Below are 18,298 nucleotides of genomic sequence, written 5' to 3'. Positions count from 1 at the left end.
CACTCGGGCGGATGCGGTACGTTGGGGAAATCAAAGGGTCGTAGCTCAATTGGTAGAGCACTGGTCTCCAAAACCAGCGGTTGGGGGTTCAAGTCCCTCCGGCCCTGCTACACAATCCGTTCGCCAGGATGTGTGCGCAATACGTACTGCTAAGCACCGCCGTGCGGCCTGGCCGGGCACGGCGCAGCCACGACCCGGAATCAGGTGAGGACGAGTGACGGACGCCGTGGGCTCCATCGACATGCCTGATGCCGAGGCACCGGAGTCCGATAAGAAGACTCGCAAGGGCGGCAAGCGTGGCAAGAAGGGCCCTCTGCGGCGCCTGGCCACCTTCTACCGCCAGATCGTCGCGGAGCTGCGCAAGGTCGTCTGGCCTACGCGCAATCAGCTGACGACGTACACCACAGTGGTCATTGTCTTCGTCGTCATCATGATCGCCCTGGTGACCGTGATTGACTATGGACTCGACCACGCCGCCAAATACGTATTTGGCTGAGCCAAACGCGAAGGGCGCCGTCACCGGCGCCCCTTTCGTGTGTTCCACCCCCATGTATCCAGGAAGAAGCAGCCACCGTGTCTGACCCGAACCTGAACGACGCCATCGAGTCGGTCGAGTCCGCTGAGGACGAGCTCGACATCGTGGAGGGCGCGGACACCGCGGACACCGAGAACTCTGACGAGGTCGAGGCTGCCGACGCCGCCGCGGGTGAGCCCGCCGAAGAGGCGGCCCTGCACGTCGAGGACGAGTCCGGTGGTGACATCGAGTCGGGCGGAGACGTCGAGTCCGGTGGTGACGTCGAGTCCGTCGAGGACGAAGACGTTTCGGACGAGGCCCGCGCCGCCGAGGACGACGAAGCCGAGGCCGAGGCCGAAGAAGAGGCCGAGCCCGAGCCCGTCGATCCCGTCGCCGCCCTGCGTGACGAACTCCGCGCACTCCCCGGCGAGTGGTACGTCATCCACACGTACGCCGGTTACGAGAACCGCGTGAAGACCAACCTCGAACAGCGTGCCGTCTCGCTGAACGTCGAGGACTTCATCTTCCAGGCCGAGGTGCCGCAGGAAGAGGTCGCGCAGATCAAGAACGGCGAGCGCAAGACCGTCCGGCAGAACAAGCTGCCCGGATATGTGCTGGTGCGCATGGACCTGACGAACGAGTCCTGGGGCGTGGTCCGCAACACCCCCGGCGTCACCGGCTTCGTGGGCAACGCCTACGACCCGTACCCGCTGACCCTGGACGAGATCGTCAAGATGCTCGCTCCCGAGGCCGAGGAGAAGGCCGCTCGTGAGGCCGCCGAGGCCGAGGGCAGGCCCGCTCCGGCCCGCAAGCTCGAGGTCCAGGTGCTGGACTTCGAGGTCGGCGACTCGGTCACCGTCACCGACGGTCCGTTCGCCACGCTCCAGGCGACCATCAACGAGATCAACGCCGACTCGAAGAAGGTCAAGGGCCTCGTCGAGATCTTCGGCCGCGAGACCCCGGTCGAGCTCTCCTTCGACCAGATCCAGAAGAACTAGCAGCTTCTGGACGTACGTCTTCCGAACAGGTCAGGCGGCTCTCGCAGCCGTCTGACCTCTCGGTTTTTGGCCGCGCATGGATACCCGTTATCGTTGTGCGGTATGCCTCCATCCGGGTCGGATTCAGTGGTTCGGTTGAAGGCAGTCGTCCGGGCGTGTCTCGGACGTAGGTAGGCGAAAACGAAAGAGGACCCGGAATGCCTCCCAAGAAGAAGAAGGTCACGGGGCTTATCAAGCTCCAGATCCAGGCCGGCGCTGCCAACCCGGCTCCGCCGGTCGGCCCCGCGCTGGGTCAGCACGGCGTCAACATCATGGAGTTCTGCAAGGCCTACAACGCCGCGACCGAGTCGCAGCGTGGCTGGGTGATCCCGGTGGAGATCACGGTCTACGAAGACCGCTCCTTCACCTTCATCACCAAGACTCCGCCGGCCGCCAAGATGATCCTCAAGGCCGCGGGCGTCGAGAAGGGCTCCGGCGAGCCGCACAAGACCAAGGTCGCCAAGATCACCCAGGCGCAGGTCCGTGAGATCGCCACGACCAAGCTCCCCGACCTGAACGCCAACGACCTGGACGCCGCGTCGAAGATCATCGCCGGCACCGCCCGTTCCATGGGCATCACGGTCGAGGGCTGAACCCCAATCTCGTAGGACACCCCGTGGCAGGGCCTGCTCGGTCCGCACCACGACTCCTCAGAACACATCAGGAGAAGCAGTGAGCAAGCGCAGCAAGTCTCTCCGCGCTGCGGACGCCAAGGTCGACCGGGAGAAGCTCTACGCCCCGCTCGAGGCCGTCCGTCTCGCCAAGGAGACCTCCACCTCGAAGTTCGACGGCACCGTCGAGATCGCCTTCCGTCTGGGTGTCGACCCGCGCAAGGCCGACCAGATGGTCCGTGGCACCGTGAACCTCCCGCACGGCACCGGTAAGACCGCCCGGGTCCTGGTCTTCGCGACCGGTGACCGTGCCGAGGCCGCACTCGCCGCGGGCGCCGACATCGTCGGCTCCGACGAGCTCATCGACGAGGTGTCGAAGGGCCGTCTGGACTTCGACGCCGTCGTCGCCACCCCGGACCTCATGGGCAAGGTCGGCCGCCTCGGCCGAGTCCTCGGCCCGCGTGGTCTGATGCCGAACCCGAAGACCGGCACCGTGACCCCGGACGTGGCCAAGGCCGTGACCGAGATCAAGGGCGGCAAGATCGAGTTCCGTGTCGACAAGCACTCGAACCTGCACTTCATCATCGGCAAGACCTCGTTCGACGAGACCAAGCTGGTGGAGAACTACGGCGCCGCGCTGGACGAGATCCTTCGTCTGAAGCCGTCGGCCGCCAAGGGTCGCTACATCAAGAAGGCCGCGATCAGCACCACGATCGGCCCCGGCATTCCGCTCGACCCGAACCGCACCCGCAACCTCCTCGTCGAGGAGGACCCGGCCGCCGTCTGAGCCTCCCGCTCACCCCGGTGACCGCGTCGCGTACGCGTATCTGACACGGGCCCCGCAACCTTTCGAGGTGCGGGGCCCGTTGCCGTTTCACGAGGATGCGGCCTCCGGTGTCGGGCACCGGAGTTAGCGTGGACCTCACGGGGCGCACAAGGGGGCACGGACGATGCACAGAACGGTGGGGCGAGGGATACTCCCGATCGCGCTGATGGCCGCGCTGACCACGGTGGCCGCGTGCGGCTTCTGGGGGGACTCGGACAGCCACGCCGAGGACAGCCCCGCGGGGAGTGAGCGGGCCGACGCCGGTTCACTGGCCGCGCTGCGGGCCGCCGAGAAGGCCACCGGCAAGGCGGGTTCCGCCAGGATCACCTCCACGACGGTCATGGGCGACATGCTCTCCATGGAGACGGACGGTGCCCTCGGCTGGGCCGGCGCCTCGACCGGCACGCTCCGGCTCACCTACACGGGCGGTCAACTGGCCGACACCATGCGGAAACTGGGCAGTGCGTCCATGGAGGCCCGTCTGCTGCCCGACGCCTACTACGCGAAGGTCGGCGACGAGTTCGCGGCCCAGATGCACGGCAAGCACTGGATCAAGTACGCCTACGACGACCTGGAAAGCCTCCCGGGAGGCTCGGGGACGTATCTGAAGGAGCAACTCGCGAACACCGCCCCGCTCCCGCCGGTCAAGCTCCTGCTCGTCTCCGAGGACCTGCACAAGGTCGGCGAGGAGGAGGTGCGGGGCGAGCGGACCACGCACTACTCGGGCACGGTGAACGTGGCGGATCTCAAGGGCGCCGATGCCCTCAAGGAGCAGCTCGAACAGGCCGGCGTCACCACGGAGACGGTCGACGTCTGGATCAACGGGGACGACCTGCTGGTCAAGAAGGCCGAGAAGGGCGAGCTGACGACCGGCTCGATGTCCGCGACGGCGTACTACAGCGACTACGGCGTGCAGGTCTCCGCCCAGGAGCCCCCGGCGAGCGACACCGCCGACTTCAAGGAGCTGATGAAGTCGCAGGGCGCAACGCAGTGAGCTTCGCGGGGCGCCACCCCCTGAGCGCGCCGGATTGAGCCGTCGAGGACTGCTTACAGGCGGATTTGCCTGACGCGCGACCGTTCACGTACTCTTCCGAGGAAGCCAAAGACCGCTGGTCGTTGTCTTGTGCTCGCAAGAGGACAAGGTGACCGAAGGATCCGCTGAAACTGCGGACGACCCGCGTAGGTGACTGTGGACATGCTCCTGAAATTCTCCCAAGGAATTCTGGTCGAGCTACGCCCCGTGCGCCTGCGCCGGGGCGTTTCGTTTTCCTCAGCCCCTTCTGAGCGGTCCTCATCACCCGGAAGGAGGCCACGCTTATGGCAAGGCCCGACAAGGCTGCCGCGGTAGCCGAGCTCGCGGACCAGTTCCGTAGCTCGAATGCCGCCGTGCTGACCGAGTACCGGGGTCTCACCGTGGCGCAGCTCAAGACGCTGCGCCGTTCGCTCGGTGAAGACGCCCAGTACGCCGTGGTGAAGAACACGCTGACCAAGATCGCGGCCAACGAGGCCGGGATCTCCACGCTCGACGACCTGTTCAACGGTCCGACGGCGGTCGCCTTCATCACCGGTGACCCGGTGACGTCGGCGAAGGGTCTTCGTGACTTCGCCAAGGACAACCCCAACCTCGTCATCAAGGGCGGCGTCCTTGACGGCAAGGCGCTGTCCGCCGACGAGATCAAGAAGCTTGCGGACCTCGAGTCCCGCGAGGTTCTGCTCGCCAAGCTGGCCGGTGCCATGAAGGGCAAGCAGTCTCAGGCTGCCTCGCTCTTCCAGGCGCTGCCGTCGAAGTTCGTCCGCACTGCGGAAGCGCTTCGCGTCAAGCTGGCCGAGCAGGGCGGTGCCGAGTAATTCGGCTCGCGCATTGACCGCCGTCTGAGGCGACGGTCGCAGCGGGCCGAACGTACGCCCGCCTCACCAGTACATACCGGCACCTGCCGAATTAGTGGAAGGACGCCATCATGGCGAAGCTGTCCCAGGAAGAGCTGCTCGCGCAGTTCGAGAACCTCACCCTCATCGAGCTCGCCGAGTTCGTGAAGGCCTTCGAGGAGAAGTTCGACGTCACCGCCGCCGCCGCGGTCGCCGTTGCCGGCCCCGCCGGCCCGGGCGCCGTTGCCGAGGCCCCTGAGGAGCAGGACGAGTTCGACGTCATCCTCACGGGTGCCGGCGAGAAGAAGATCCAGGTCATCAAGGTCGTGCGTGAGCTCACCTCGCTGGGTCTGAAGGAGGCCAAGGACCTCGTCGACGGCGCTCCGAAGCCGGTCCTCGAGAAGGTCGCCAAGGAGGCCGCCGAGAAGGCTGCCGAGTCCCTCAAGGGCGCCGGCGCCTCCGTCGAGGTCAAGTGACCCCACGGGGGTCCGCAAGGGCTCTCTCGCGCGCTGACACGGCGGCTCGCACAGCGCTGTAACGCTGACGCACCGAAGAGCGATCACCCAACTGGGTGGTCGCTCTTCCGCGTTCCTGGGGGTCCGCAAGCGGCTGCCTTGCGCTGGTGGTCGCGACGAGTAAGGTGATCTTCGTTGTGCCTCCAACCGCACCGGTGACGGGCTGCAAGACAGGCTGTGCGTGACAATCGCTGCACTCGGTTTGGGCATGGGGGGCCTTGACGAACCGCACGCAGCGCGCAATTCTCAGGACGCGTCGTCACAACGATCCGGATCCGAGGCATGGATCGGCGGCGAAGAGGGCAGTATCGATGTGCATCGAGGGCGTGGCTTGCAGCAGGGGTTGAGAACAACGAGGGTCTTCAAAAACCCGCACTGGACATCAGTGGGCCTAGTGGCTACACTGACCCTTTGCGCTGCCTGTTAGCTGCCTCCTGCCCGTCACCAGGGGCATACTCGTGTACGAACACTGACGATTGGACCGTCTCCGACCTGGCCTTTTTCGGCCGAGTCGAGAATGCCCGATCTCTGTGTCCGACATGGGACCGGTACGCGCGTAGTGAGTCCGAGCCCTCGGAAGGACCCCCTCTTGGCCGCCTCGCGCACTGCCTCGACCGCGAATACGAACAACGGCGCCAGCACCGCCCCGCTGCGCATTTCCTTTGCAAAGATCAAGGAGCCCCTCGAGGTTCCGAACCTTCTTGCGCTGCAGACCGAAAGCTTCGACTGGCTGCTCGGCAACGCCTCGTGGAAGGCTCGTGTCGAGGCGGCTCTGGAAAGTGGACAGGACGTCCCCACCAAGTCCGGTCTGGAGGAGATCTTCGAGGAGATCTCTCCGATCGAGGACTTCTCAGGGTCGATGTCCCTGACGTTCCGCGACCACCGCTTCGAGCCTCCCAAGAACTCGATCGACGAGTGCAAGGACCGTGACTTCACGTACTCCGCGCCGCTCTTCGTCACCGCCGAGTTCACCAACAACGAGACCGGCGAGATCAAGTCCCAGACGGTCTTCATGGGCGACTTCCCGCTCATGACCAACAAGGGCACCTTCGTCATCAACGGCACCGAGCGTGTCGTCGTGACGCAGCTGGTCCGTTCGCCGGGTGTCTACTTCGACTCCTCCATCGACAAGACGTCCGACAAGGACATCTTCTCGGTCAAGGTCATCCCCTCCCGGGGTGCCTGGCTGGAGATGGAGATCGACAAGCGCGACATGGTCGGTGTCCGTATCGACCGCAAGCGCAAGCAGTCCGTCACCGTTCTCCTGAAGGCTCTCGGTTGGACGACCGAGCAGATCCTGGAGGAGTTCGGCGAGTACGAGTCCATGCGCGCCACCCTGGAGAAGGACCACACCCAGGGCCAGGACGACGCGCTGCTCGACATCTACCGCAAGCTGCGTCCGGGCGAGCCGCCGACCCGTGAGGCCGCGCAGACGCTGCTCGAGAACCTCTACTTCAACCCCAAGCGCTACGACCTGGCCAACGTCGGCCGTTACAAGGTCAACAAGAAGCTGGGCGGCGAAGCCCCGCTGGACGCCGGGATCCTGACCGTCGAGGACATCATCGAGACGATCAAGTACCTGGTGAAGCTGCACGCCGGTGAGACCGAGACCGTCGGCCCCAACGGCACCTCGATCGTTGTCGAGACCGACGACATCGACCACTTCGGCAACCGTCGTCTGCGCAACGTCGGCGAGCTCATCCAGAACCAGGTCCGCACGGGTCTGGCTCGTATGGAGCGCGTCGTCCGCGAGCGCATGACGACTCAGGACGTCGAGGCGATCACGCCGCAGACCCTGATCAACATCCGGCCGGTCGTCGCCTCCATCAAGGAGTTCTTCGGCACCAGCCAGTTGTCGCAGTTCATGGACCAGAACAACCCGCTGTCGGGTCTGACCCACAAGCGCCGTCTGAACGCGCTGGGCCCCGGTGGTCTGTCCCGTGAGCGGGCCGGCTTCGAGGTCCGTGACGTTCACCCGTCGCACTACGGCCGCATGTGTCCGATCGAGACCCCCGAAGGCCCGAACATCGGTCTGATCGGCTCGCTCGCCTCCTACGGCCGGATCAACGCGTTCGGTTTCGTCGAGACCCCGTACCGCAAGGTCACCGGTGGTGTCGTCACCGACGACGTCGACTACCTCACGGCTGACGAAGAAGACCGATTCGTCATCGCGCAGGCCAACGCGCCGCTCACCGAAGAGCTTCGGTTCGAGGAGTCCCGCGTGCTGGTCCGCCGTCGTGGCGGAGAGGTCGACTACGTCCCCGGTGACGACGTCGACTACATGGACGTCTCGCCGCGCCAGATGGTGTCGGTCGCGACCGCCATGATCCCGTTCCTCGAGCACGACGACGCCAACCGTGCCCTGATGGGCGCGAACATGATGCGTCAGGCCGTGCCGCTCATCAAGTCCGAGGCGCCGCTGGTCGGCACCGGCATGGAGTACCGCTGCGCGGTCGACGCCGGTGACGTCCTGAAGTCGGAGAAGGACGGTGTGGTCCAGGAGGTCTCCGCGGACTACATCACCACCGCCAACGACGACGGTACGTACACCACGTACCGCCTCGCGAAGTTCTCCCGCTCGAACCAGGGCACCTCCGTCAACCAGAAGGTTGTCGTCGACGAGGGTGACCGGGTCGTCGCCAGCCAGGTGCTGGCCGACGGTCCGGCGACCGAGAACGGCGAGATGGCGCTCGGCAAGAACCTGCTCGTGGCGTTCATGCCGTGGGAGGGTCACAACTACGAGGACGCGATCATCCTGTCGCAGCGCCTCGTGCAGGACGACGTCCTCTCCTCGATCCACATCGAGGAGCACGAGGTCGACGCCCGTGACACCAAGCTCGGCCCCGAGGAGATCACCCGGGACATCCCGAACGTCTCCGAGGAGGTCCTCGCCGACCTCGACGAGCGCGGCATCATCCGTATCGGTGCCGAGGTCGTCGCCGGTGACATCCTCGTCGGCAAGGTCACGCCCAAGGGTGAGACCGAGCTGACCCCCGAGGAGCGCCTGCTCCGCGCGATCTTCGGTGAGAAGGCGCGCGAGGTGCGCGACACCTCGCTGAAGGTGCCGCACGGTGAGATCGGCAAGGTCATCGGTGTCCGCGTCTTCGACCGTGAAGAGGGCGACGAGCTGCCGCCGGGCGTGAACCAGCTGGTTCGGGTCTACGTGGCGCAGAAGCGCAAGATCACGGACGGTGACAAGCTCGCCGGCCGCCACGGCAACAAGGGCGTCATCTCGAAGATCCTGCCGATCGAGGACATGCCGTTCCTGGAGGACGGCACCCCGGTCGACATCATTCTCAACCCCCTCGGTGTCCCGTCCCGAATGAACCCGGGACAGGTCCTGGAGATCCACCTCGGCTGGCTCGCCAGCCGCGGCTGGGACGTCTCCGGGCTCGGCGAGGACTGGGCGCAGCGCCTCCAGGCCATCGGCGCCGACCAGGTCGCTCCGGGTACCAACGTCGCCACCCCCGTCTTCGACGGTGCGCGTGAGGACGAGCTCGCCGGCCTGCTCCAGCACACCATCCCGAACCGCGACGGCGACCGCATGGTGCTCCCGACCGGCAAGGCGCGGATGTTCGACGGCCGCTCCGGCGAGCCGTTCCCGGAGCCGGTCTCGGTCGGCTACATGTACATCCTCAAGCTCCACCACCTGGTCGACGACAAGCTGCACGCCCGCTCGACCGGTCCGTACTCGATGATCACCCAGCAGCCGCTGGGTGGTAAGGCCCAGTTCGGTGGCCAGCGCTTCGGTGAGATGGAGGTGTGGGCGCTTGAGGCTTATGGCGCCGCGTACGCCCTCCAGGAGCTGCTGACCATCAAGTCCGACGACGTGACCGGCCGCGTGAAGGTCTACGAGGCCATCGTCAAGGGCGAGAACATCCCAGAGCCCGGCATCCCCGAGTCCTTCAAGGTGCTCATCAAGGAGATGCAGTCCCTGTGCCTCAACGTGGAGGTGCTGTCCTCGGACGGCATGTCCATCGAGATGCGCGACACCGACGAGGACGTCTTCCGCGCAGCGGAGGAGCTCGGCATCGACCTGTCCCGGCGCGAGCCGAGCAGCGTCGAAGAGGTCTGACGGGAGTCCGGAGACCTGTACTCACAGGTCTCCGGCCCCAGGACCCCCGTATCAGACCCCTAAGACTTACAACCCTGAGAGGGATTGACGCATAGTGCTCGACGTCAACTTCTTCGATGAGCTCCGGATCGGTCTGGCCACCGCTGACGACATCCGTCAGTGGAGCCACGGCGAGGTCAAGAAGCCCGAGACCATCAACTACCGCACGCTCAAGCCCGAAAAGGACGGACTCTTCTGCGAGAAGATCTTCGGTCCGACCCGGGACTGGGAGTGCTACTGCGGCAAGTACAAGCGTGTCCGCTTCAAGGGCATCATCTGTGAGCGCTGCGGCGTCGAGGTCACTCGCGCCAAGGTGCGCCGTGAGCGGATGGGCCACATCGAACTGGCCGCGCCCGTCACCCACATCTGGTACTTCAAGGGCGTTCCGTCGCGTCTTGGCTACCTGCTCGACCTCGCTCCGAAGGACCTGGAGAAGGTCATCTACTTCGCGGCGTACATGATCACGTACGTCGACGACGAGCGTCGTACGCGTGACCTGCCCTCGCTGGAGGCGCACGTCTCCGTCGAGCGTCAGCAGGTCGAGAACCGTCGTGACGCCGACCTGGAGTCCCGTGCCAAGAAGCTCGAGGGCGACCTGGCCGAGCTTGAGGCCGAGGGCGCCAAGGCCGACGTACGCCGCAAGGTGCGCGAAGGTGCCGAGCGTGAGATGAAGCAGCTGCGTGACCGTGCGCAGCGCGAGATCGACCGTCTCGACGAGGTGTGGACCCGGTTCAAGAACCTCAAGGTCCAGGACCTCGAAGGCGACGAGCTGCTCTACCGCGAGCTGCGTGACCGCTTCGGCACGTACTTCGACGGCTCGATGGGTGCCGCGGCGCTGCAGAAGCGCCTGGAGTCCTTCGACCTGAACGAAGAGGCCGAGCGGCTTCGCGAGATCATCCGTACCGGCAAGGGCCAGAAGAAGACCCGTGCGCTGAAGCGGCTGAAGGTCGTGTCTGCCTTCCTGCAGACCTCCAACAGCCCCAAGGGCATGGTCCTCGACTGCGTCCCGGTCATCCCGCCGGACCTGCGTCCGATGGTGCAGCTGGACGGTGGCCGCTTCGCGACCTCCGACCTGAACGACCTGTACCGCCGCGTGATCAACCGCAACAACCGTCTGAAGCGACTCCTTGACCTCGGCGCCCCCGAGATCATCGTGAACAACGAGAAGCGCATGCTTCAGGAGGCCGTCGACGCGCTCTTCGACAACGGCCGTCGTGGTCGCCCGGTCACGGGCCCCGGTAACCGTCCGCTGAAGTCGCTGTCCGACATGCTCAAGGGCAAGCAGGGTCGTTTCCGTCAGAACCTGCTCGGCAAGCGTGTGGACTACTCCGCGCGTTCCGTGATCGTCGTCGGTCCGCAGCTGAAGCTGCACCAGTGCGGCCTGCCCAAGGCCATGGCGCTGGAGCTCTTCAAGCCCTTCGTGATGAAGCGGCTCGTGGACCTCAACCACGCGCAGAACATCAAGAGCGCCAAGCGCATGGTCGAGCGCGGCCGCACGGTCGTGTACGACGTCCTGGAAGAGGTCATCGCCGAGCACCCGGTTCTGCTGAACCGTGCGCCGACGCTGCACCGCCTCGGCATCCAGGCCTTCGAGCCGCAGCTGGTCGAGGGCAAGGCCATCCAGATCCACCCGCTCGTCTGCACCGCGTTCAACGCGGACTTCGACGGTGACCAGATGGCCGTGCACCTGCCGCTCTCCGCGGAGGCGCAGGCCGAGGCCCGCATCCTGATGCTGTCCTCGAACAACATCCTGAAGCCCGCCGACGGCCGCCCGGTCACGATGCCGACCCAGGACATGGTCCTCGGTCTGTTCTTCCTGACCACGGACGGCGAACTGCGTGACGTCAAGGGCGAGGGCCGGTCCTTCGGCTCCACGGCCGAGGCGATCATGGCGTTCGACGCCGGCGAGCTCGCGCTCCAGTCGGCCGTCGACATCCGCTTCCCGGTGGGCACCATCCCGCCGCGTGGCTGGGTGCCGCCGGTTCGCGAAGAGGGCGAGTCGGAGTGGCAGCAGGGGGACGTCTTCCGTCTCCGTACGACCCTGGGCCGCGCGCTCTTCAACGAGCTGCTGCCCGAGGACTACCCGTTCGTCGACTACGCGGTCAGCAAGAAGCAGCTCTCCGAGATCGTCAACGACCTCGCCGAGCGCTACCCCAAGGTCATCGTGGCGGCGACGCTCGACAACCTGAAGGCGGCCGGCTTCTACTGGGCGACCCGCTCCGGCGTCACCGTGGCCATCTCCGACATCGTCGTTCCCGAGGCGAAGAAGGAGATCGTCAAGGGTTACGAGGCGCTGGACGAGAAGGTCCAGAAGCAGTACGAGCGCGGTCTGATCACCAAGGACGAGCGCACGCAGGAGCTCATCGCGATCTGGACCAAGGCGACCAACGAGGTTGCCGAGGCGATGAACGCGAACTTCCCGAAGACCAACCCCATCTTCATGATGGTCGACTCGGGTGCCCGAGGAAACATGATGCAGATGCGTCAGATCGCCGGTATGCGCGGTCTGGTGTCGAACGCCAAGAACGAGACGATCCCGCGCCCCATCAAGGCCTCCTTCCGTGAAGGCCTGTCGGTGCTCGAGTACTTCATCTCGACTCACGGTGCTCGTAAGGGTCTGGCCGACACCGCCCTGCGTACCGCCGACTCGGGTTACCTCACCCGTCGTCTGGTGGACGTCTCGCAGGACGTCATCATCCGCGAGGAGGACTGCGGCACCGACCGCGGCCTCAAGCTGCACATCGCGGAGCGCGGCGAGGACGGCGTGCTGCGCAAGGCGGACAACGTCGAGACCAGCGTGTACGCACGTGCGCTGGCCGAGGACATCGTCGTCGACGGAGTGGTGCTGGCCCCGGCCAACACCGACCTGGGCGACGTCCTCATCGACGAGCTCGTCAAGCACGGCATCGAGGAGGTCAAGACCCGCTCGGTCCTGACCTGCGAGTCCGCCGTCGGCACCTGCGCCATGTGCTACGGCCGTTCGCTGGCCACCGGCAAGCTGGTCGACATCGGTGAGGCGGTCGGCATCATCGCCGCCCAGTCCATCGGTGAGCCCGGCACGCAGCTGACGATGCGTACCTTCCACACCGGTGGTGTGGCCGGTGACGACATCACCCAGGGTCTGCCCCGTGTCGTCGAGCTCTTCGAGGCTCGTACGCCCAAGGGTGTCGCCCCGATCTCGGAGGCGGCCGGCCGCATCCGTATCGAGGAGACCGAGAAGACCAAGAAGATCGTCGTCACCCCGGACGACGGCAGCGACGAGACGGCGTTCCCGATCTCGAAGCGTGCCAAGGTCATGGTGCGTGAGGGTGACCACGTCGAGGTCGGCCAGAAGCTCACCTTCGGTGCCACCAACCCGCACGACGTGCTGCGGATCCTCGGTCAGCGCGCGGTCCAGGTCCACCTGGTCGGCGAAGTCCAGAAGGTCTACAACTCGCAGGGTGTGTCGATCCACGACAAGCACATCGAGATCATCATCCGGCAGATGCTGCGCCGTGTGACGATCATCGAGTCGGGCGACGCGGAGCTGCTGCCCGGCGAGCTGGTCGAGCGTTCGAAGTTCGAGACCGAGAACCGTCGTGTGGTCCAGGAAGGCGGCCACCCGGCCTCCGGCCGTCCGCAGCTGATGGGTATCACCAAGGCCTCGCTCGCCACCGAGTCGTGGCTGTCGGCGGCGTCCTTCCAGGAGACGACCAGGGTTCTGACGGACGCGGCGATCAACGCCAAGTCCGACTCCCTGATCGGCCTCAAGGAGAACGTCATCATCGGTAAGCTCATCCCGGCCGGTACGGGCCTGTCCCGCTACCGCAACATCCGGGTCGAGCCGACCGAGGAAGCCAAGGCCGCGATGTACTCGGCCGTCGGCTACGACGACATCGACTACTCGCCGTTCGGCACCGGCTCCGGCCAGGCCGTCCCGCTGGAGGACTACGACTACGGTCCGTACAACCAGTAAGGCGTACGTCTGCTGAAGGGCGGCCACCCCGTTTCGTACGGGGTGGCCGCCCTTCGGCGTGTCATCGTGTGTCATCGGTGGGTCCAGGGCCCGTACGGGCCCTTCAGGGCCGCTCAGGGCCCTGCTGTGACCCCGCTGAGCTACGGAATCCCCAACTCGAAGATCACGTAGTGCGCGTACCACCCCGACGCCAGTGCCGCCGTCGTGAAGAAGACGAGCAGGGTCGGCAGCTTGAGGCGGCTCATCGCGGCTGCCGGGGCGAGGAGGAGGGGGAAACAGGGGAGGAGGTAGCGCGAGGTGTTGCCGAACATCTGCTGGGTGCCCAGGACGGAGACGATGCCGGCCAGCGTGTAGGCGACCAGGACCAGGGGCGGGCGCTTGCGCAGCATCAGGGCGATCAGGAAGGGCAGGGCCAGCACCAGTTGTACGGCGAGCAGGTCCGGGACGCTGAAGGCGAAGATGTAGTCGTGCTTGCCGACCGCCGTGTTGCGCAGGACGTCGAGGGTGTAATGGCCGAAGTCGAAGTAGTGCGCCCACCCCTCCTTCTGGAGCGTGAAGTACGCCGTCAGGTCGCCCATGCTGAGGCCGACCCAGGTGATGTAGGTGAGCAGGCCGAGTGGCGCGGCGAACATGGCGTACAGCGGGCCCGCGACCCCGTGCTCTCGTCTGCTCTCGCGCCGGGCTAGCGTCACCAGCGCGGCCAGTCCCACGGCGCCGATGAGCGCGGCGGACGTCGGCCTGCTGAGCCCGGCGGCGAAGGCGAGCAGCCCGGCCGCCACCCACTGGCGTCTCATCACGGCGTAGCAGCACCAGGCCGCGATCGCCACGAACAGGGACTCCGAGTACACCGCCCACTCGGTGCCCGCGCCGGGCGCCACGGCCCACAGCCCGGCGGCGATCGTGCCCGCGCGGGCACCCGCGAGCAGCGAGATCACGGCGTAGACGCCGGCCGCGGCGACGAAGGACGCCAGCACCGAGACCAGCAGGCCGGCCCCGAACAGGCCGAGGCCGGTGATCTCGGACACTGTCCGGATCAGGGCCGGGTAGAGGGGGAAGTAGGCGACCGAGTTCTGCTTGACCGTGAACATGCCGCCCGGGTCGAGCCGCTCCAGCGGGCGGGGGTCGTACCCCTTCTCCGCGACCTGGAGGTACCACCAGCCGTCCCAGCTGCCGAGCACGTCCCACCAGTGGGCACCGCCGCCGAAGCGCGGGTTCTTCTTGTGATATTCGCCCGCGCTTTCCAGCAGCCAGGCGAAGACGCCGAGTCCTACGAGCTTGGTGACGCCGTAGAGGACCAACGGGGCGGCGTACGGCCGTACGCCTGCCGGCAGTGTGAGACGGCCGGCCAGGTGGCCGCCGGGTATTCGGGACCTCCAGTCCCGCCGTTCCCGTGGCTCTCGCTGCTCTCGCTGCTCGTCCGGTATGCCGGACTCCTTCGCCGCGTTGTCGGAGATCGTGCTCATGACGGTTTCCCCCCGTCCGGCCACCGACCCAGAGCGTGACTCGCAGTCCCGGTGGTTGTGAACTGTCTGTACGTAAGATCGCGACAGACTCGCACATCCCCGTCCCGACCCGTCCGGAACCCCCGGTGCGTCGGCCGCTCGGCATTTGTTTTGACCGCAGCGAATGAGGTAGGTACGCTCATACCTTGTGCCTGGGGTGTGCCCTGGCTCCCCTGCGTGCCTTCGAACCGCAGGGGAAGTCGTAAGCGGCCACCGTGAATCTGCGCCCTTTTCGCCTTGCGGCGAGAGTCTGCAGGCTTCGACACACCCGACCGCGTGGGTCGGCGACGTTCCAGGTTAGCTTCACACTCGGCACACAGAAACCGGAGAAGTAGTGCCTACGATCCAGCAGCTGGTCCGGAAGGGCCGGCAGGACAAGGTCGAGAAGAACAAGACGCCCGCACTCGAGGGTTCGCCCCAGCGTCGCGGCGTCTGCACGCGTGTGTTCACGACCACCCCGAAGAAGCCGAACTCGGCCCTGCGTAAGGTCGCGCGTGTGCGTCTGACCAGCGGGATCGAGGTCACCGCCTACATTCCGGGTGAGGGACACAACCTGCAGGAGCACTCGATCGTGCTCGTGCGCGGCGGCCGTGTGAAGGACCTGCCCGGTGTTCGCTACAAGATCATCCGCGGTTCGCTCGACACCCAGGGTGTCAAGAACCGCAAGCAGGCCCGCAGCCGCTACGGCGCCAAGAAGGAGAAGTAGAAATGCCTCGTAAGGGCCCCGCCCCGAAGCGCCCGGTCATCATCGACCCGGTCTACGGTTCCCCTCTGGTGACCTCCCTCATCAACAAGGTGCTGCTGAACGGCAAGCGCTCCACCGCCGAGCGCATCGTCTACGGCGCCATGGAGGGCCTGCGCGAGAAGACCGGCAACGACCCGGTCATCACGCTCAAGCGCGCTCTGGAGAACATCAAGCCGACCCTCGAGGTCAAGTCCCGCCGAGTCGGCGGTGCGACGTACCAGGTCCCGATCGAGGTCAAGCCCGGTCGCGCCAGCACGCTCGCGCTGCGCTGGCTCGTCGGTTACTCCCGCGCCCGTCGCGAGAAGACCATGACCGAGCGTCTGCTGAACGAGCTTCTCGACGCCTCCAACGGCCTCGGTGCCGCTGTGAAGAAGCGCGAGGACACCCACAAGATGGCCGAGTCCAACAAGGCCTTCGCGCACTACCGCTGGTAGTCGCTACCCACATCGAGACCGAGAGAAGACCGAAGCCTTATGGCTACCACTTCACTTGACCTTGCCAGGGTCCGCAACATCGGGATCATGGCTCACATCGACGCGGGCAAGACGACCACCACTGAGCGGATCCTCTTCTACACCGGCGTCAGCTACAAGATCGGTGAAGTCCACGACGGCGCTGCCACCATGGACTGGATGGAGCAGGAGCAGGAGCGTGGCATCACGATCACTTCTGCTGCGACCACCTGTCACTGGCCGCTCGAGGACAACGACTACACGATCAACATCATCGACACCCCGGGGCACGTCGACTTCACGGTCGAGGTGGAGCGCTCGCTGCGCGTCCTCGACGGTGCCGTCACGGTGTTCGACGGTGTCGCCGGCGTTGAGCCGCAGTCCGAGACGGTGTGGCGTCAGGCCGACCGCTACGGCGTGCCGCGTATCTGCTTCGTCAACAAGCTCGACCGGACCGGCGCGGAGTTCCACCGCTGCGTCGACATGATCAAGGACCGCCTCGGTGCGGTGCCGCTGATCATGCAGCTTCCGATCGGTGCCGAGATGGACTTCAAGGGCGTTGTGGACCTGGTCCGCATGAAGGCGCTCGTGTGGTCCGCCGAGGCGGCCAAGGGCGAGATGTACGACGTCGTCGACATCCCGGCCACGCACGCCGAGGCTGCCGAGGAGTACCGCGGCAAGCTCGTCGAGGCCGTCGCGGAGAACGACGACGAGATCATGGAGCTGTTCCTGGAGGGCCAGGAGCCCACCGAGGAGCAGCTGTACGCCGCGATCCGTCGCGTCACCATCGCGTCCGGCAAGTCCAAGGACGTCACGGTCACCCCGGTGTTCTGTGGCACCGCGTTCAAGAACAAGGGCGTCCAGCCCCTGCTCGACGCGGTCGTGCGCTACCTCCCGACTCCGCTTGACGTCGAGGCCATCGAAGGCCACGACGTGAAGGACCCGGAGCTGGTGGTCAAGCGCAAGCCGTCCGTGGACGAGCCGCTGTCCGCGCTCGCGTTCAAGATCATGAGCGACCCGCACCTGGGCAAGCTCACCTTCGTCCGGGTCTACTCGGGCCGCCTGGAGACTGGCACCGCGGTGCTGAACTCCGTCAAGGGCAAGAAGGAGCGCATCGGCAAGATCTACCGCATGCACGCGAACAAGCGTGAGGAGATCGACGCGGTGGGCGCCGGCGACATCGTCGCCGTCATGGGCCTCAAGCAGACCACCACCGGTGAGACGCTGTGCGACGACAAGCAGCCGGTCATCCTGGAGTCCATGGACTTCCCGGCGCCGGTCATCCAGGTCGCCATCGAGCCCAAGTCCAAGGGTGACCAGGAGAAGCTGGGTGTCGCCATCCAGCGTCTCGCGGAGGAGGACCCCTCCTTCCACGTCCACTCGGACGAGGAGACGGGCCAGACCATCCTCGGTGGTATGGGCGAGCTGCACCTCGAGGTGCTGGTCGACCGTATGAAGCGCGAGTTCCGGGTCGAGGCCAACGTCGGTAAGCCGCAGGTCGCCTACCGTGAGACGATCCGTAAGGCCGTCGAGCGCGTGGACTACACCCACAAGAAGCAGACCGGTGGTACCGGTCAGTTCGCCAAGGTGCAGATCGCGATCGAGCCCATCACCGAGTCCGACGGCCCGGCGTACGAGTTCGTGAACAAGGTCACCGGTGGCCGTATCCCGCGGGAGTACATCCCGTCGGTGGACGCCGGTGCGCAGGAGGCCATGCAGTTCGGCATCCTCGCCGGGTACGAGATGACGGGTGTCCGCATCACGCTGCTCGACGGTGCCTACCACGAGGTCGACTCCTCCGAGCTCGCGTTCAAGATCGCCGGATCGCAGGCCTTCAAGGAGGCCGCGCGCAAGGCGTCCCCCGTGCTCCTTGAGCCGATGATGGCCGTCGAGGTCACCACGCCCGAGGACTACATGGGTGAGGTCATCGGAGACATCAACTCCCGCCGTGGCCAGATTCAGGCCATGGAGGAGCGTGCCGGTGCGCGCGTCGTGAAGGGCCTCGTGCCCCTTTCGGAGATGTTCGGCTACGTCGGCGACCTCCGCAGCAAGACGTCGGGTCGCGCAAGCTACTCGATGCAGTTCGACTCCTACGCCGAGGTTCCCCGGAACGTCGCCGAGGAGATCATCGCGAAGGCCAAGGGCGAGTAACACACCCCGT

The 18,298-nt window shown here is 65.9% G+C and carries 13 protein-coding genes and 1 tRNA gene; 13 read left to right on the top strand and 1 reads right to left on the bottom strand.

Annotated elements, in window-relative coordinates:
- The first annotated feature begins 34 nt into the window (after nt 1–34).
- The 10 genes from ACFYPC_RS25060 to ACFYPC_RS25015 all read left to right on the top strand — a co-directional run bounded on the left by ACFYPC_RS25060 (nt 35) and on the right by ACFYPC_RS25015 (nt 13,438).
- A tRNA-Trp gene (locus ACFYPC_RS25060) sits at nt 35–107 on the top strand.
- A 107-nt stretch (nt 108–214) separates the two neighbouring features.
- Nucleotides 215–496 carry a preprotein translocase subunit SecE gene (secE, locus tag ACFYPC_RS25055; protein WP_384380355.1) on the top strand — a complete coding sequence of 94 codons (282 nt, stop codon included), beginning with the start codon at nt 215–217 and terminating at the stop codon, nt 494–496.
- A gap of 77 nt (nt 497–573) precedes the next feature.
- On the top strand, nt 574–1,512 hold the full coding sequence (gene nusG, locus ACFYPC_RS25050; RefSeq protein WP_388680151.1) for a transcription termination/antitermination protein NusG: 939 nt from the start codon (nt 574–576) through the stop codon (nt 1,510–1,512).
- A 197-nt stretch (nt 1,513–1,709) separates the two neighbouring features.
- Entirely contained in the window at nt 1,710–2,144 is a 435-nt protein-coding gene (gene rplK, locus ACFYPC_RS25045; RefSeq protein ID WP_010986329.1) for a 50S ribosomal protein L11, read from the top strand.
- A 79-nt stretch (nt 2,145–2,223) separates the two neighbouring features.
- On the top strand, nt 2,224–2,949 hold the full coding sequence (rplA, locus tag ACFYPC_RS25040) for a 50S ribosomal protein L1 (RefSeq protein WP_385737218.1): 726 nt from the start codon (nt 2,224–2,226) through the stop codon (nt 2,947–2,949).
- Nucleotides 2,950–3,112: 163 nt separating this feature from the next.
- Nucleotides 3,113–3,982, top strand: a complete 870-nt coding sequence (locus tag ACFYPC_RS25035; protein WP_388680148.1) for a hypothetical protein — start codon at nt 3,113–3,115, stop codon at nt 3,980–3,982.
- A 323-nt stretch (nt 3,983–4,305) separates the two neighbouring features.
- On the top strand, nt 4,306–4,836 hold the full coding sequence (rplJ, locus tag ACFYPC_RS25030) for a 50S ribosomal protein L10 (RefSeq protein ID WP_020132671.1): 531 nt from the start codon (nt 4,306–4,308) through the stop codon (nt 4,834–4,836).
- A 110-nt stretch (nt 4,837–4,946) separates the two neighbouring features.
- Nucleotides 4,947–5,330, top strand: coding sequence for a 50S ribosomal protein L7/L12 (rplL, locus tag ACFYPC_RS25025; protein WP_388680146.1), 384 nt, complete (start codon nt 4,947–4,949; stop codon nt 5,328–5,330).
- Between the two features lie 628 nt (nt 5,331–5,958).
- A complete protein-coding gene (gene rpoB, locus ACFYPC_RS25020; RefSeq protein WP_388680143.1) occupies nt 5,959–9,444 on the top strand; it encodes a DNA-directed RNA polymerase subunit beta in 3,486 nt (1,161 codons plus the stop codon).
- 94 nt (nt 9,445–9,538) lie between these two features.
- Nucleotides 9,539–13,438, top strand: coding sequence for a DNA-directed RNA polymerase subunit beta' (locus ACFYPC_RS25015; RefSeq protein WP_388680141.1), 3,900 nt, complete (start codon nt 9,539–9,541; stop codon nt 13,436–13,438).
- Nucleotides 13,439–13,578: 140 nt separating this feature from the next.
- Here the strand turns inward: ACFYPC_RS25015 and ACFYPC_RS25010 are convergent, their stop codons facing one another.
- Entirely contained in the window at nt 13,579–14,901 is a 1,323-nt protein-coding gene (locus ACFYPC_RS25010; protein WP_388680138.1) for a hypothetical protein, read from the bottom strand.
- 373 nt (nt 14,902–15,274) lie between these two features.
- On the opposite strand from ACFYPC_RS25010, the gene rpsL reads away from it, so the two are divergent.
- The 3 genes from rpsL to fusA are packed head-to-tail and all read left to right on the top strand — an operon-like array spanning nt 15,275 to nt 18,288.
- Nucleotides 15,275–15,646: a 30S ribosomal protein S12 gene (gene rpsL / locus ACFYPC_RS25005; RefSeq protein ID WP_003948652.1), complete on the top strand. Its 372-nt coding sequence runs from the start codon at nt 15,275–15,277 to the stop codon at nt 15,644–15,646.
- Between the two features lie 2 nt (nt 15,647–15,648).
- On the top strand, nt 15,649–16,119 hold the full coding sequence (rpsG, locus tag ACFYPC_RS25000; RefSeq protein WP_081218873.1) for a 30S ribosomal protein S7: 471 nt from the start codon (nt 15,649–15,651) through the stop codon (nt 16,117–16,119).
- Between the two features lie 39 nt (nt 16,120–16,158).
- Nucleotides 16,159–18,288: an elongation factor G gene (fusA, locus tag ACFYPC_RS24995; RefSeq protein ID WP_388680135.1), complete on the top strand. Its 2,130-nt coding sequence runs from the start codon at nt 16,159–16,161 to the stop codon at nt 18,286–18,288.
- The last annotated feature ends 10 nt before the right edge of the window (nt 18,289–18,298 follow it).

It is taken from the genome of Streptomyces sp. NPDC005808 (assembly GCF_042871385.1).
Classification (GTDB): domain Bacteria; phylum Actinomycetota; class Actinomycetes; order Streptomycetales; family Streptomycetaceae; genus Streptomyces.
This window is presented reverse-complemented; position numbering and strand designations above follow the sequence as displayed.